The sequence below is a fragment of the Pseudomonas sp. SIMBA_067 genome, from assembly GCF_046534675.1.
Classification (GTDB): Bacteria; Pseudomonadota; Gammaproteobacteria; order Pseudomonadales; family Pseudomonadaceae; genus Aquipseudomonas; species Aquipseudomonas putida.
The window spans coordinates 113,469-129,369 of record NZ_JAWRYH010000013.1; the positions used below are offsets into that span (position 1 = coordinate 113,469).

Below are 15,901 nucleotides of genomic sequence, written 5' to 3' on the forward strand. Positions count from 1 at the left end.
GAATCGCTAACCCTCCTGCACTTGGAGGGATTTGTCGTTGTGTTCGAGCTGCCTGGGCAGGCCTCTGCGAAGATCAATAGCAAGGGTGGTGCCAAAATGCCCATGAAGGGTGCAAGGGCCGTATTTGCTAGGGATAAATGCCCAACGACAGGGCAATTTGCCTGAGGAAGGCTGGCGGATTTCCGCCCGGTGGCGGGTTTTGTACAGGGTGGATGGCGGGAATCCGCCCACCTGAATCAGAGGTGCCGGCCAATCAATCGAGATGGAAAGTGATTCTGAACGCCGCGCCACCCAAGGGCGAATCCCCCAGGCTGAGCTCGGCGTCATAGCTGTCGACAATGTCCTTGACCACCGCCAGCCCGATGCCTTGCCCCGGGTGCTGGCTGTCCAGCCGCTCACCGCGCTCCAGAATGCGCTCGCGCTGGTCGGCCGGCACCCCAGGCCCATCGTCTTCGATACACAAGGTCAACTGCCCAGGCGCCTGCTCTAGGCTCACCCGCACCTGGCCAAGGCTCAGGCGGTAGGCGTTTTCCAGCAGGTTGCCGAGCATTTCCAGCAAGGCGCCCTGCTCCATCGGCACCTGCGCCGCATCGGGCAATTCCAGTGCCACGCTCACCTGCTTGTCCCGGTAGACCTTGGCCAAGGTGCTGCACAGGCTGTCGAGCAACGGCCGTAGCCTCACGCTGTGGCGCACCAGGCCGCTCTTGCGCAGGCTGGCGCGTTGCAGCTGATAGTCGATCTGCTGGCTCATGCGCTCGATCTGGCTTTGCAGCACCCGCGCCTGCTCGCGCTCACCGCTGCGCTGCTGCAGGCTTTCGCCCACGCCTTGCAACACCGCCAGCGGCGTCTTCAGGCTGTGCGCCAGGTCGTCCAGCGAGTCGCGGTAGCGCGTACGCTGCTCACGCTCACTGCGCAACAGGCGGTTGAGCGAGCGGGTCAGGCGCAGCAGCTCGCGCGGGTGCTCGCCGCTCAGGCCATCGCGCGCCCCCGACTCCACTTCGTCCAGCTCGTGGCTGAGCCGGCGCAACGAGCGCAGGCCCCAGGTCAGGCCAGCCCATAGCAGCACCATCAGCGCCAGCAAGGCAGCACCGAAGCCCAGGTAGAGCTTCTCGCGCAGGCCATTGAGGGTGGCCGTGTACTCGCTCACCGGCTGCAGGGCGACAATGCTGTAGGCGGCACTCTGGCCCCCCAGTAGCTTTACCTCGACGTCGTAGACAAAGAACTCTTCGCCATCTGCTTGATGAATGCGGGCGAACTCATTGCCACGCCCGTCGTAGCGCGGGCGGTAGTTGATGTGCCGGTCGGCGGTGGCCCGCGACTGCCAGACCAGGTTGCCGTCGCGGTCGAAGATATAACCGAGCAGGCCCGTGTACGGCAGGTTATAGCGCTCGTCCGGCAGCAGGGCCGGCATCTGCAACTGACCATGCTCGATGCGCGCGGCGGAAATCAGCGTGGTCACATCCGAAGCCAGGCGCTGCTCGATCGACTCCTGCAGCGCCAGGCTGAAGGCCTTCTGCAAGGCCGGCAGCAACGCCAGCATGAACAGCAAGGCCAGTACTGCGGCGGCCAGCATCAGGCGTACCCGCAGCGAGCGGATCATCGGCAGCGCTCGGTGAACAGGTAGCCCAGGCCGCGCACGGTGTCGATGGGTTTGAAGCCGTGCTCGCCCTCAAGCTTGCGGCGCAGGCGGCCGACCAGTACTTCGATGACATTGGGGTCGCGCTCCTCGTCGCCTGGGTACAGCTGCTCCATCAGGCGATCCTTGGCCACCACCTGCTGATGATGGCGCATGAGGTATTCGAGAATGCGGTACTCGTAAGCGGTCAGCGCCAGGGGCCGGTCGTCGAGGGTGGCCTGCTTGCGGTTGAGGTCGAGTACCAAGGGGCCTGCGGCGATGGTCGACTGGGTGAAGCCGCTGGAGCGGCGCAACAGGGCATTCAGCCGCGCTTCGAGCTCTTCGAACTGGAACGGTTTGACCAGATAGTCGTCGGCACCGGCGGCCAGGCCCTCGACCTTGTCCTGCCAGTTGCCACGGGCGGTGAGGATGAGAATGGGGAAAGTCTTGTCCTGGCTGCGCAGGCGCGTGATCAGTTCCAGGCCACTGATACCGGGCAGGCCCAGGTCGATGATGGCCAGGTCGAAGTGGTACTGCCCGGCCTGGTACAGCGCCTCCTCGGCATCGGCGACCGCCTCGACCACATGGCCGCTTTCGCCCAGGCGGGTGTAGAGGTGATGGCGAAGCAGGGCTTCGTCCTCGACCACCAGCAGTTTCATGTGCAGCTCCTTAATGTGTATTGCCTGTACCGGCCTCTTCGCAGCACAAGGCTGCTCCTACAGGGGGTGGATTCCTGTAGGAGCAGCCTTGTGCTGCGAAAGGGCCGGTACAGGATAACGCGGCTCGCCCGTCAGAACTTGTAGGAAGCAGCCAGGTATGTCTGCGCGCTGCTGGTCAGACGTAGGGTGCCGTCCTTCGGCCCGCCATGCGCACCCACTTCGGTCGCGGCATTGGTGCGCAGGTAACGGTAGCCCAGCTCCACCGAAGCCTTGTCGGTGATGTCCTGGATCACACCGGCCTGCAGGCCGTAGGCATAACCGTAGTCGGTATCCCGGCTGGCGCCTGGCGAGTCCTGGGTGAGCTTGGTCATGCCCAGGCTGCCACCGCCGAACAGTTTGGTGGTATCGCCCACCGGCAGGAACAGGTCGTAGCTGCCCAGCAGGTTTTCCTGGCGCAACTTCAGGCCACTGTGGTCACCCGAGACGTTGTCGTAGGTCATGTAGTAGCGGCCCTGATCGTTGATCTTGCCCACACGTACACCCCAGGTGTCGTCCTTGCCGATGATGCCATCGGCGTTGAGCTGGTCGGTGTTGCGCTGCAGCAGGCCGGACTTGCGAACCTTGTCGCTGGTCTGGCCGTAGGTGAGGCTGGCGAAGTTGTCGTCGGCGGCCTGGGCAGTGGTGATGCCAGCGGCACAGACGGCCATGGCGGCAAGCAGGGTGTTGAAGGTTTTCATGGCTGGTTACTCCAGTTGGGTGCGCTGTTTCGGTCTGGAAGCTAGAGTAAGGAGGGCACCCTGAACCGCGACTGAACCCTGGCTGAACCTCGGCTGAACGAACTGTCTGCAAGACAAGGAGTAGTAAAGATGCGTGCCCTGCTGGCCCTGACCCTGATGTGCAGCGCCGCCCTCGCCCAAGCGGCGGTAATGACCCGTGAAATTCCCTACCAGGACGCCGACGGCAACCGCCTGGTCGGCTACTACGCCTACGACGATGCGCTGGACGACAAACGCCCAGGCATCGTCGTGGTGCATGAATGGTGGGGCCTGAACGACTATGCCAAGCGCCGTGCACGAGACCTCGCCGCCCTGGGCTATAAAGCGCTGGCCATCGACATGTACGGCGATGGCCAGCACACCGAGCATCCGCAGGAGGCCCAGGCATTCATGGCCGAAGCGATGAAGGACCCGGCCGCGGCAGCAGCACGCTTCGAAGCGGGCCTGGAGCTGTTGAAAAAGCAGCCGAACGTCAACAAGCACCAACTGGGTGCTGTGGGCTACTGCTTTGGCGGCAAGGTGGTGCTCGATGCCGCACGCAGGGGGGAGAAACTGGACGGCGTGGTGAGCTTCCATGGCGCGCTGGCCACCCAGACGCCGGCCAAGCCTGGCGTCGTGCGGGCGGACATCCTGGTTGAACATGGCGCTGCGGACAGCATGGTCACCCAGCAGCAGGTAGACGCGTTCAAGGCGGAAATGGATGCGGCCAAGGTCAACTACCAGTTCGTCAGCATTGACGGTGCCAAGCATGGGTTTACCAACCCAGATGCAGACCGACTGAGCCATGGCGAACATGGTGGACCGGACATTGGCTACAACAAGGCAGCGGACGAGAGCTCCTGGGCGGATATGCAGGCGTTCTTCAAGAAGGTGTTCAAATAAGGATTGTCGGGGCTGCGTTGCAGCCCCAGCAATCCCACCTCCCACACCGCCGCTGCGGCTGGCACAATAGCGCCATGAACACTCTCCCAGCCTGCTGCGCCCCGCTCCAGCACCACTGGCCCTTGCCTCGCCCGCTGCCCGGCGCGGTGCTGGTCAGTTGCGCCTTCGACCCTGCCCGCCTGGCATCCGACGACTTCCAGCGCGCCGGCCTCGTGCCCAGCGCCAGCCTGCAGCGCTCGGTGGCCAAGCGCCAGGCTGAGTACCTGGCCGGTCGCGTATGCGCGCGCGCGGCGCTGCAGCGCCTGGACGGTCGCGACTACGTACCCGGCACCCATGAGGACCGCTCGCCGATCTGGCCGGCGGGCGTTCGCGGCTCGATCACCCACGGCAAAGGCTGGGCCGCCGCCGTAGTCGCCGCCGAGGGCAGTTGCCAGGGCCTGGGCCTGGATCAGGAAGCCTTGCTGGATGACGAACGCGCCGAACGGCTGATGGCCGAAATCCTCACCCCGCCCGAGCTCGAACGCCTGGACCGCCGTCAACTCGGCCTGACGGTCACCTTGACCTTCTCGCTGAAGGAAAGCCTGTTCAAGACCCTCTACCCGCTGACCCGCCAGCGCTTCTATTTCGAACACGCCGAAGTGCTGGACTGGTCCACCGAAGGGCTGGCCCGCCTGCGCCTGCTCACCGACCTGTCGCCGCAGTGGCGCCATGGCGCCGAGTTGCAAGGCCAGTTCTGCCTGCAGGACGGCCACCTGCTCAGCCTGGTCAGCGTCTGACCTTTACTGTGGCGCTTGCTGGCGTGGCCAGTTCAGGCTGAAGCAGGCGCCACCCAACGCTTCGCTACGCCCCACCGTCGCCCGGCCCGTGTGCCAGTAGATGATTCGCCGCACGATCGACAGGCCCAGGCCGTGCCCACCCGAAGCACGGGTGCGGCTGTCGTCCAGGCGGGTGAACGGGGTGAAGATACGGTCCCAGAAGCCCTCGGGGATCCCCGGGCCGTCATCTTCGACATCAATGCGGCACCGCTGCTGCCCCAACTGGTAACTCACGCGCACCTCAGATCCGGCATGGCGCATGGCGTTGCCGACCAGGTTCTGCAGTGCCCGGTGCAAGTACCGCGGCTCGGCCTCGACCCAGGCGCCTTCGGCATCCGCGCCCTGGCAGTCGCCGCGCACGACCCGCACCTCGGCACGCAACGGGGCCAGCTCTTCGATCACCCGCGCGAGCAAGGCATCCAGGTCGACCCGCTGGAACTTCAAGGCCGGCGCGCCTTGCTCCAGCCGGGCGTAGGTCAGCATTTCGTCGACCAGCTTGTCGAGGTCCTGGATATCCCCGTCCATGCCGGCCAGATGCTTGGCGCGTGCCTGTTCGGTGGTGGCACTTTCGATCATCTCCAGGCCAAAGCGCAGGCGCGCAACCGGCGTACGCAACTCGTGGGACACCGCCCGCACCAGCTCGCGCTGCATGCTCAGCGAGCGCTGCAGGTGCTCGGCCATGCCGTTGAAGGCGGCGGCCAGGCGCCCTACCGAGTCGGCGTCGCCTGCGGGCACGCGGGTGTCCAGGCTGCCCTGGGCGATGCGTGTGGCGGCAATCTCCAGGCCCGACACGCGGCGCTCCAGCTGGCGCACCAGCAGGTAGACCACCAGGCCGATCAGGCACAGGCCGAGAAAAGTAATCAGGATCAGCAACTGCGGCGGATACGGGTTGAGCTGGTACAGCGGGCCAATCTCCAGCACCCAGGGCGAGCCTGCCAGCCCGGCAAACACACGAATCGAGTCGCCATCCTTGCCCAGCGCCATGACGGTGTCGCCCTCCTCGACCCGGCGCCGCTGATCATCGTCCAGGCTAACCCGCTCGATGCGCTGCAAGGCGACGCCAAAACCGAAGCCCTTTTCCTGCTTGATCTGTGCCAGTCGCTGCTGCTGCTCGGTTATAGGGTAGCGAACCAGTTCATCGGCCAACAGATACAGCGTGGCCCGCGCCAGTTGCTCGCTTATCTGTTTGATCTGCGCCACCAGCATCAGGTCTTCCTGGCCCACCTTGCGCAGCACTTGCGCCGCATGTGGGCCGGTCTTTTCGACCACCACCAGGCCGCGGTACAGGCGCGCCCGCTGGCCGCCGTCAAGGCTGCGCGCAGTCATCGGTTGCAGCGCCAGCGGCACACCGAGCAGTCGCTCCCAGATCAGCAGCGAGCGCTTGCGTTCGGTTGCATTCTGCTGGGCCAGGTTGTCAGCCATCAGGCTGAAGGTGCCTTGGGCCAGGCCCTCCCGGTGCTGAGCGGCGCGCACTTCGTTGGCCAGGTGCAGGCTGAGCACGCCGAGCAGGGCCACCAGCACCAGCACCGCCAGCATGCCGCCGTAGATGCGCAGAAAGATCGAGTTGTTCATGGCGCTTCGCCGACAAACAGGTAGCCCTTGCTGCGCAGGGTCTTGATCAGCCGTGGCTGAAGCGGGTCATCGCCGATCTTGGGGCGGATTTTGGAGATGCGTATGTCGATGGAACGGTCTTGGCCGTCGTAGCCCACGCCACGCAGCGCGGTGAAGATCTGTTCGCGGGTCAGTACCCGGCCGGCGTTGCTGGCCAGCAGCCAGAGCAGGTCGAATTCGGCACCGGTCAGCTCGATCAGCTGGTCGCCCAGGCGCGCCTCGCGCAGGCGGTTGTCGATACGCAGCGCGCCAAAGACCAGGTCCTGGCGCTTGCTGTCCACGGCTTCGCTGCGGCGCAGCAGGGCCTGGATACGCGCCAGCAGCAGGCGTGGGCGTACCGGTTTGCAGACGTAGTCGTCGGCACCCAGGTCCAGGCCCTGGACCTGGTCGAGTTCGTCGCTGCGTGCGGTGAGCATGAGGATCGGCCCGGGGTACTGGCTGCGCACCCGGCGGCAGATGCTCAGGCCGTCCTCGCCAGGCAGCATGAGGTCGAGGATGACCAGATCGGGCTGGCTGTCGACGATGCGCCGGGCGGCGCGGGCGCCATCGCCCTCCACCGCGACCTCGAAGCCGTTGGCCTGCAGGTACTCGGCGGTGAGCTCGGCCAGGCGCTGGTCGTCTTCGACGATGAGGATGCGGGGTGCGGGGTGGTCCATGGCCTCTGCCTTTGCTTGTTGTTTTTTTATTACCGGTACCGGCCTCTTCGCAGCACAAGGCTGCTCCTACAGGAGACGGCGCTCTTCTGTGGGGCCGGTACAGGCAACATAACCCTTTCACCAAAAGGCAACATCCCCCCTGGATACTAAGCCCCACGCCCGGCATTGCCAAACCGCCCGCAGCGGGCTCGACTGAACCGTTTTTTGTGATAGGGTTCGCGCCCGAAAAAAACTGCCATGGGGCAGCAAGGCGCAGAAAAATACTGCAAACCACTTGGCACAAGGCCTACAGCGAATACCCACCATTCACTCACAAAGTACGCACACGTTATCCACAGGCGCTCGCCTTGCAAAGCCCCCAATACCGCATTATCTTGTATCCCGAACGCAGCGAACCACTACATATAGGGGTTCGTGCAAAATCACACACAAAAGTCAACCCGCAAAATCAAGCGATTTTCCGAGCTGAACTTCAGGTGATTTCAGCAGCCAAACCGCTCCTGCGGAGGCGACCGAGGCAAGCCCTTCCAGGGCCTTGTTCGGGTATGGGTGTTGCAGGCCTGGCCTGGCATCCATCAGCAACAGTTTTTGGGCCCCGCCCAAAACCTTTGACTTCGGCCAGGGAGCGGCAAGCCATTGCCCCTTATTCCTGAGTCTGTCCCGAAGTCGGTACGCCCGTGCGGGCGGATGCGCATGCATTGCGCATCCCCGCCGGGCCATCGAGCAACTGGACGGAACGGTGGGCGCCCAAAAGGCGCCTGAACAATATAGAAACTGTGGAGACACCCACCCATGCAAACCGACACAACTCGCGAGAACCCGCAGGCCAAGGTGCCGCAGGCCGCCGATTCCAACCAGGATCTGGCCGCCACTGCCCCTGGCCAACTGCGCGTGATCAAGCGTAACGGCACTGTCGTCCCCTACACCGACGACAAGATCACCGTTGCCATCACCAAGGCGTTCCTTGCAGTTGAAGGCGGCACCGCGGCCGCTTCGTCGCGCATCCACGACACCGTCGCGCGCCTGACAGAACAGGTGACCGCCACGTTCAAACGTCGCATGCCATCGGGTGGCACCATCCACATCGAAGAAATCCAGGACCAGGTAGAACTGGCCCTGATGCGCGCAGGCGAGCAGAAAGTTGCCCGCGACTACGTGATCTACCGCGACCAGCGCGCCAAGGAGCGTGCCACCCGCGCCAACACCGACGCCGTGGTCGAGCCGCACCCGAGCATCCGCATCACCCTGGCCGACGGCAGCCTGGCGCCGCTCGACATGGCCCGCCTGAACACCATCATCAGCGAAGCCTGCGAAGGCCTGGCCGAAGTCGATGGCGACCTGATCCAGCGCGAAACCCTGAAGAACCTGTACGACGGTGTAGCCATCAAGGACGTCAACACCGCCCTGGTGATGACCGCCCGTACCCTGGTAGAGCGCGAGCCGAACTACTCGTTCGTTACCGCCCGCCTGCTGATGGACACCCTGCGCGCCGAAGGCCTTGGCTTCCTGAATGTAGCCGACAGCGCCACCCACCACGAGATGGCTGACCTGTACGCCAAGGCCCTGCCGGCCTACATCGCCAAAGGTATCGAGTTCGAGCTGCTGAACCCGGCCCTGGCTGACTTCGACCTGGAAAAACTGGGCAAGGCGATCAACCACGAGCGCGACCAGCAGTTCACCTACCTGGGCCTGCAAACCCTGTACGACCGTTACTTCATCCACAAGGATGGCGTGCGCTTCGAGCTGCCTCAGGTGTTCTTCATGCGTGTGGCCATGGGCCTGGCGCTGGAAGAGAAAGACAAGGAAGCCCGTGCGATCGAGTTCTACAACCTGTTGTCGTCCTTCGACTACATGGCCTCGACCCCGACCCTGTTCAACGCCGGTACCCTGCGCCCGCAGCTGTCCAGCTGCTACCTGACCACCGTGCCGGACGACCTGTCGGGCATCTACCACGCGATCCACGACAACGCCATGCTGTCGAAATTCGCCGGTGGCCTGGGCAACGACTGGACCCCTGTGCGTGCACTGGGCTCCTACATCAAGGGCACCAACGGCAAGTCCCAGGGCGTCGTACCGTTCCTGAAAGTGGTCAACGACACCGCCGTTGCCGTCAACCAGGGTGGCAAGCGCAAGGGCGCCGTGTGTGCCTACCTGGAAACCTGGCACCTGGACATCGAAGAGTTCATCGAGCTGCGCAAGAACACCGGTGATGACCGTCGTCGTACCCACGACATGAACACCGCCAACTGGATCCCTGACCTGTTCATGAAGCGTGTCTTCGATGACGGCAAATGGACCCTGTTCTCGCCTTCGGAAGTGCCAGACCTGCACGACCTGACCGGCAAGGCCTTCGAAGAGCGCTACGAGTACTACGAAGCCCTGACCGAGTACAACAAGATCAAGGTGTTCAAGACCATCCAGGCCAAAGACCTGTGGCGCAAGATGCTGTCGATGCTGTTCGAGACCGGCCACCCGTGGCTGACCTTCAAGGACCCGTGCAACCTGCGTTCGCCGCAGCAGCACGTAGGCGTGGTTCACAGCTCGAACCTGTGCACCGAGATCACCTTGAACACCAACAAGGACGAGATCGCGGTCTGCAACCTGGGCTCGATCAACCTGCCGAACCACATCGTCGACGGCAAGCTGGACACCGTTAAGCTGCAACGCACCGTGAACACCGCCGTGCGCATGCTCGACAACGTGATCGACATCAACTACTACTCGGTGCCGCAAGCGCGTAACTCGAACCTCAAGCACCGCCCGGTCGGCCTGGGCATCATGGGCTTCCAGGACGCACTGTACCTGCAGCACATCGCCTACGGCTCCGACGCTGCCGTCGAGTTCGCCGACAAGTCGATGGAAGCGGTCAGCTACTTCGCGATCCAGGCGTCCTGCGACCTGGCCGACGAGCGTGGCGCCTACGAGACCTTCCAGGGTTCGCTGTGGTCCAAAGGCATCCTGCCGCTGGATTCGCAACAGATCCTGATCGAGGCCCGTGGCCAGAAGTACATCGACGTCGACCTGAATGAGACCCTGGACTGGGCGCCGGTGCGTGCTCGCGTACAAAAAGGTATTCGTAACTCGAACATCATGGCCATCGCGCCAACCGCGACCATCGCCAACATCACCGGCGTGTCGCAGTCGATCGAGCCGACCTACCAGAACCTGTACGTGAAATCGAACCTGTCGGGCGAGTTCACCGTGATCAACCCGTACCTGGTCCGTGACCTGAAGGCCCGCGGCCTGTGGGACTCGGTCATGATCAACGACCTGAAGTACTACGACGGTTCGGTGCAGCAGATCGAGCGTATCCCGCAAGAGCTGAAAGACCTGTACGCCACCGCGTTCGAAGTCGAGACCAAGTGGATTGTCGACGCTGCCTCCCGTCGCCAGAAGTGGATCGACCAGGCTCAGTCGCTGAACCTGTACATCGCGGGCGCCTCGGGCAAGAAGCTGGACGTGACCTACCGCATGGCCTGGTACCGCGGCCTGAAAACCACCTACTACCTCCGTGCCCTGGCTGCGACCAGCACCGAGAAGTCGACCATCAACACCGGCAAGCTCAACGCCGTTTCCAGCGGTGGCGACAGCGCCCCGGTCCAGGCAGCGGGCCCAGCGCCAGTGCCGAAGGCCTGCGCGATCGACGAGCCTGACTGCGAAGCCTGCCAGTAAGGCCTGAATGCCGCGCGGGGTGCCTACGGGTGCCCCGCGCGGCATTTTTGTATCCGTGCCTCAGAGAAACCCTGCCCTTTGCCCACCGCTCGCGCGGCTCGGTAAAAGAACAGGACCTCTCAAAACAGGACGCAAGCCCATGGCCCGGAAAAAAGTGGCAACTCGCAAGATTGGTCGTAATGCTGAAACCGGCCGTTTTACCTCGGTAGAAGTAGCACGCAAACAACCCAAGACGCATATCGTCGAAACGCTGCGCAGCCACCGCTGCTAGTGTTGTGTGCCCCGGCCTCATCGCCGGCAAGCCAACTCCCACAGGTACTGCATCGCCCTGCAGCCAGGCGCGGTGCCTGTGGGAGCTGGCTTGCCGGCGATGAGGCCGGGCACACAACAAAATCCCCTCAAAAACACTATATGATGTGCCTTAAATTTAAACTGGCACAACATATAGGTTAGCGCTACACTCTCCCCCCGTAGAAGAACACAGCCATTTCGTGAACGGATGCACGCAAAACCGGTCGAAAAGTTACCCTCGCCCGCAAGACATGCGCCCCGATCGAAGGTGAATTCCGGTATACTTTGCGCCCTCTGAAAAGAGCGCCATTCAATTGTCCTGGCCCCTCCCCGAGGCCTGGCCAGGTACAAGCCAGAACACATTCAGATGTAAACGAGAGTCAGCCTCTCGAGCTGTCCATTCGCCGTTACCGGCCTTGCGTCAGGCATCACATTTTTAAAATCCAACCGGTTGCCCCAGGGCGACCCTCAAGCAGGAGCCAAACCATGCTGAGCTGGGACGAATTCGATAACGAAGACGGCGAAGTAGCCGCCAAAGGCAACACCCCTGCGCAGGCCGCTGCCGCCGCCACCCTCGACAAGCTCGACAGCGCCGGTGGTGCCGCCGCTCTGGAAGCTCGCGCTGCTACCGCGTCTGACTCCGAAGCCGTCAAACGTGCCAAAGCTGCCCTCGACGCCCTCGACGTGGCCGAAGGCCTGGCCGAGCTGGAAGGTTCTTCTGCCCGTGTCGCGGTAGACGAAAAGCGCATGATCAACTGCCGCGCCGACCTGAACCAGCTGGTGCCGTTCAAGTATGACTGGGCCTGGCAGAAGTACCTGGACGGCTGCGCCAACCACTGGATGCCGCAAGAGGTCAACATGACCGCCGACATCGCCCTGTGGAAGAGCCAGGACGGCCTGACCGAAGACGAGCGCCGCATCGTCATGCGCAACCTCGGCTTCTTCTCCACCGCCGACTCGCTGGTTGCCAACAACCTTGCCCTGGCCGTGTACCGCCTGATCACAAACCCGGAGTGCCGCCAGTACATCCTGCGCCAGGCCTTCGAAGAGGCGATCCACACCCACGCCTACCAGTACTGCATCGAGTCGCTGGGCATGGATGAAGGCGAGATCTTCAACATGTACCACGAGATCCCGTCGGTCGCCAAGAAAGCCGCCTGGGGCCTGAAGTACACCCGCGCCATCTCCGACCCGGAATTCAACACCGGCACCGTCGAAACCGACAAAGAGCTGCTGCGCAACCTGATTGCCTACTACTGCGTCCTGGAAGGTATCTTCTTCTACTGCGGCTTCACCCAGATCCTGTCCATGGGCCGCCGTAACAAGATGACCGGCGTCGCCGAGCAGTTCCAGTACATCCTGCGTGACGAGTCGATGCACCTGAACTTCGGCATCGACGTGATCAACCAGATCAAGATCGAAAACCCACACCTGTGGGATGCGGCGATGAAGGAAGAAGCGACCCAGATGATCCTGCAAGGGACCCAGCTGGAGATCGAATACGCCCGCGACACCATGCCACGCGGGGTGCTGGGCATGAACGCGGCGATGATGGAGGACTACCTCAAGTTCATTGCCAACCGTCGTTTGACCCAGATTGGCCTGAAAGAAGAATATCCAGGGACTACCAACCCGTTCCCATGGATGAGCGAGATCATGGACTTGAAGAAAGAGAAGAACTTCTTTGAGACGCGTGTGATTGAGTATCAGACGGGTGGTGCTTTGAGCTGGGACTGATTGTCCGGGCTGAACATCGAGAAGGCTGCCAATTGGCAGCCTTTTTTATTGGTAGAGGAAGCATCGCAAGTCAGCGGACGGTTTCGCCTGTGTGGCCTATTCGCGGGCCAGCCCGCTCCCACAGAACGGCTTCATCTTCCTCGGTCATCAGGACTGGCCTGAAGGGTAGCTGGCCCCGCTCCGCTATATATTGCAGAGCCTGTCGAATGCACTGATCTTGGGGATTCTGCAATGGCGAATTGTTTGCCGGGGCCGCTGTGCGGCCCTTTCGCGGCACAAGGCCGCTCCTACAGGGAATTGCGTAGCAGAGGAGATTTGCCAAGGTAGCTGACGGCCGTGGCGCCAGGGAGCGCTGGATCTTAGGCGGGAAGCGTGGCGGAAAAGGAAGAGGCCCCGCCCACGCCGACAAGAGGGGTACGGCACCAACGAGGATGCCGGGACTGGACATGCCAGTCTACGTGGTCGAGGGCGAGGCCAGATCTGAAGATAGCGCAGGCTAGCGGCAGAGTCAGTCAATCAGATTTGATTTGTAAATCTTGTCCCGCGTACGGCGCGTGGAATGCAGCAACTGGGACCCTACCTGCTCAGCTATCAGCCGTTGACAGCTCACCTCCCACTTGCTAATAATCGCCCACAGTTGTACGACAACACATAACAAAAACAACAATCAGTGGACGATCCCATGTCGACCCCCATCCCGCTCCACCCACGTCTGTTGCACACCCCTCTTCGCCCGGCCAGCTCGCGTACACCTGCCGCTACGTAGCGCCCGGTTACCGCGCATTCACCCCTGGCCCTGACCGGCCCGTTAACTACCCGCCCCTGCCGCAGGCCGCTTGCGCGTGCCCGGTGGACGGGCTGCCACACCCTTCGGGAGCACAACAATAATGAAAATCTGCCACACCCTGCCCTTCGCCCTGCTTGGCGCCGGGGTCATCGCCGGCCTGCCGGGCACCAGCCTGGCCGCCGGTTTTGTCGAGGACAGCAAGGCCACCCTCGGGCTGCGCAACTTCTACATCAACCGCAACTTCACCAACCCCAGCAACCCGCAGAGCAAGGCCGAGGAGTGGACGCAAAGCTTCATCCTCGATGCCCGCTCGGGGTTCACCGAGGGGCCGATAGGGTTTGGCGTGGATGTGCTGGGGCTGTGGTCGGTCAAGCTCGATGGCGGCGGCGGTACCTACGGCACGGCGTTGCTGCCGCGCCATGATGATGGCAAGCCAGCAGATGACTACGGGCGCCTGGCAGTGGCGGGCAAGGCGCGTATTTCCAAGACCGAGCTGAAGATCGGGGAGTGGATGCCGGTGCTGCCGATTCTACGCTCGGACGACGGTCGCTCGTTGCCGCAGACGTTCCGTGGCGGGCAGGTCACCTCCAATGAAATCGCAGGGTTGACCCTGTATGGCGGCCAGTTCCGCGGCAACAGCCCGCGTAACGACGCCAGCATGGAAGACATGAGCTACGGCGCTGGCGTGTCGGACCGGTTCAACTTCGTCGGCGGCGAATACAAGTTCAACCAGGACCGCACGCTGGTGGGCCTGTGGAATGCGGTGCTGAAAGACGTGTACCAGCAACAGTACCTGCAACTGAGCCACAGCCAGCCGGTGGGTGACTGGACCCTGGGTGCCAACCTGGGCTACTTCCATGGCGATGAGGACGGCTCCGAACGCGCTGGGGAACTGGACAATAAAACCTACTCGGGGATGTTCTCGGCCAAGTACGGCGGCAGCACGTTCTGGGTGGGGCTGCAGAAAGTCGATGGCGATACCTGGATGCGGGTCAACGGCACCAGTGGCGGCACCTTGGCCAACGACAGTTACAACTCCAGCTTCGACAATGCCAACGAGCGTTCGTGGCAGGTGCGTCATGACTTCAACTTCGTCACCGTCGGGGTGCCGGGGCTGACCTTGATGAACCGCTATATCAGCGGGCGCGACGTGCACAGCGGGGTGGTGACCGATGGTAAGGAGTGGGTGCGTGAGACCGAGCTGGCGTACGTGATCCAGAGCGGGGCGTTCAAGGATTTGAGTGTGAAGTGGCGAAATTCGTCGATTCGGCGGGATTACAGCAATAACGAGTTCGATGAGAACCGGTTGATCTTCAATTACCCGTTATCGCTCTTGTAACCGAAAAGACCGGCACTGATTGAAATTGGGGCCGCTTTGCGCCCCATCGCCGGCAAGCCAGCTCCCACCAGGCCGCGGTAATTTCCAGCCAAGTGGAGTGCCTGTGGGAGCTGGCTTGCCGGCGATTGGGCCCTGACAGGCCATAAAGAGACGCAGGCCTCATTGACAACAGCCGAACCCACCGCCAATAATCAGTAAAGTCATACGACAACCTACAACAATTAACAACAAGAGCCGGCCATGACCCCTACCCCCCTCAATCGCCTGCTGCTCACCGGAGCCGCAGGCGGCCTGGGCAAGGTCCTTCGCGAACGCCTGCAAGGCTACGCCGAGGTCCTGCGCCTTTCCGATATCAGCCCGATGCCACCTGCTGCAGGCCCGCATGAAGAGGTGATTACCTGCGACCTGGCCGACAAGGCTGCGGTACATGCGCTGGTTGACGGCGTTGATGCCATCATCCACTTCGGCGGCGTGTCCACCGAGCATTCCTTCGAAGACATCCTCGGGCCAAACATCTGCGGCGTGTTCCATGTTTACGAGGCCGCACGCAAGCATGGCGTGAAGCGCATCATCTTCGCCAGCTCCAACCACACCATCGGTTTCTACCGCCAGGATGAGCGCATCGACGCCCACTCCCCTCGCCGCCCCGACAGTTATTACGGGCTGTCCAAGTGCTACGGCGAGGATGTCGCCAGTTTCTACTTCGACCGCTACGGCATCGAGACCGTCAGTATTCGCATCGGCTCGTCGTTCCCCCAGCCCCAGAACCCGCGCATGCTCTGCACGTGGCTGAGCTATGACGACCTGGTGCAACTGATCGAGCGCGGGCTGTTCACCCCCAACGTAGGCCACACCATCGTCTACGGCGCCTCCGACAACCGCACCGTGTGGTGGGACAACCGCTATGCCGAGCACCTTGGCTACGTGCCCAAGGACAGCTCCGAGCGCTTCCGCGCCGCCGTGGAGGCCCAGCCGGCGCCCGCCGCCGATGACCCGAGTATGGTCTACCAGGGCGGCGCCTTCGCCGTGGCCGGCCCGTTCAACTGAACCCACGCACGCCA

The 15,901-nt window shown here is 62.8% G+C and carries 12 protein-coding genes; 7 read left to right on the plus strand and 5 right to left on the minus strand.

The window, feature by feature from the left end:
• Positions 1–253 precede the first annotated feature (253 nt).
• The 3 genes from SB765_RS24035 to SB765_RS24045 form a co-directional block, all read right to left on the minus strand.
• Positions 254–1,600, minus strand: a complete 1,347-nt coding sequence (locus tag SB765_RS24035; protein WP_410932046.1) for an ATP-binding protein — start codon at positions 1,598–1,600, stop codon at positions 254–256.
• The gene (locus tag SB765_RS24040) at positions 1,597–2,274 is read right to left on the minus strand and encodes a response regulator (RefSeq protein ID WP_341796561.1); all 678 of its coding nucleotides are present in this window, start codon (positions 2,272–2,274) and stop codon (positions 1,597–1,599) included. The genes SB765_RS24035 and SB765_RS24040 overlap by 4 nt, the downstream gene beginning before the upstream one ends.
• Before the next feature lie 131 nt (positions 2,275–2,405).
• The gene (locus tag SB765_RS24045) at positions 2,406–3,011 is read right to left on the minus strand and encodes an outer membrane beta-barrel protein (protein ID WP_016488681.1); all 606 of its coding nucleotides are present in this window, start codon (positions 3,009–3,011) and stop codon (positions 2,406–2,408) included.
• Positions 3,012–3,140: 129 nt separating this feature from the next.
• On the opposite strand from SB765_RS24045, the gene SB765_RS24050 reads away from it, so the two are divergent.
• Positions 3,141–3,932, plus strand: coding sequence for a dienelactone hydrolase family protein (locus tag SB765_RS24050; protein ID WP_410932047.1), 792 nt, complete (start codon positions 3,141–3,143; stop codon positions 3,930–3,932).
• Between the two features lie 74 nt (positions 3,933–4,006).
• A complete protein-coding gene (locus SB765_RS24055; protein ID WP_410912334.1) occupies positions 4,007–4,708 on the plus strand; it encodes a 4'-phosphopantetheinyl transferase family protein in 702 nt (233 codons plus the stop codon).
• A gap of 3 nt (positions 4,709–4,711) precedes the next feature.
• Here SB765_RS24055 and SB765_RS24060 read toward each other — a convergent pair whose 3' ends face one another.
• Together SB765_RS24060 and SB765_RS24065 are read right to left on the minus strand one after the other, a co-directional pair.
• Positions 4,712–6,319, minus strand: coding sequence for an ATP-binding protein (locus SB765_RS24060; protein ID WP_341796564.1), 1,608 nt, complete (start codon positions 6,317–6,319; stop codon positions 4,712–4,714).
• Positions 6,316–7,014, minus strand: a complete 699-nt coding sequence (locus SB765_RS24065; RefSeq protein WP_341796565.1) for a response regulator transcription factor — start codon at positions 7,012–7,014, stop codon at positions 6,316–6,318. The genes SB765_RS24060 and SB765_RS24065 overlap by 4 nt, the downstream gene beginning before the upstream one ends.
• Before the next feature lie 792 nt (positions 7,015–7,806).
• Here SB765_RS24065 and SB765_RS24070 point away from each other — a divergent pair.
• From SB765_RS24070 to SB765_RS24090, 5 genes are all read left to right on the plus strand, one after another.
• A complete protein-coding gene (locus SB765_RS24070; RefSeq protein WP_016498294.1) occupies positions 7,807–10,686 on the plus strand; it encodes a ribonucleoside-diphosphate reductase subunit alpha in 2,880 nt (959 codons plus the stop codon).
• 139 nt (positions 10,687–10,825) lie between these two features.
• Positions 10,826–10,957: a hypothetical protein gene (locus SB765_RS24075; RefSeq protein ID WP_341796567.1), complete on the plus strand. Its 132-nt coding sequence runs from the start codon at positions 10,826–10,828 to the stop codon at positions 10,955–10,957.
• A 506-nt stretch (positions 10,958–11,463) separates the two neighbouring features.
• On the plus strand, positions 11,464–12,714 hold the full coding sequence (locus SB765_RS24080; protein ID WP_016498293.1) for a ribonucleotide-diphosphate reductase subunit beta: 1,251 nt from the start codon (positions 11,464–11,466) through the stop codon (positions 12,712–12,714).
• Positions 12,715–13,601: 887 nt separating this feature from the next.
• The gene (locus SB765_RS24085; RefSeq protein WP_341796568.1) at positions 13,602–14,840 is read left to right on the plus strand and encodes an OprD family porin; all 1,239 of its coding nucleotides are present in this window, start codon (positions 13,602–13,604) and stop codon (positions 14,838–14,840) included.
• A gap of 240 nt (positions 14,841–15,080) precedes the next feature.
• Entirely contained in the window at positions 15,081–15,887 is an 807-nt protein-coding gene (locus SB765_RS24090; RefSeq protein ID WP_341796569.1) for an NAD-dependent epimerase/dehydratase family protein, read from the plus strand.
• Positions 15,888–15,901: the final 14 nt, after the last annotated feature.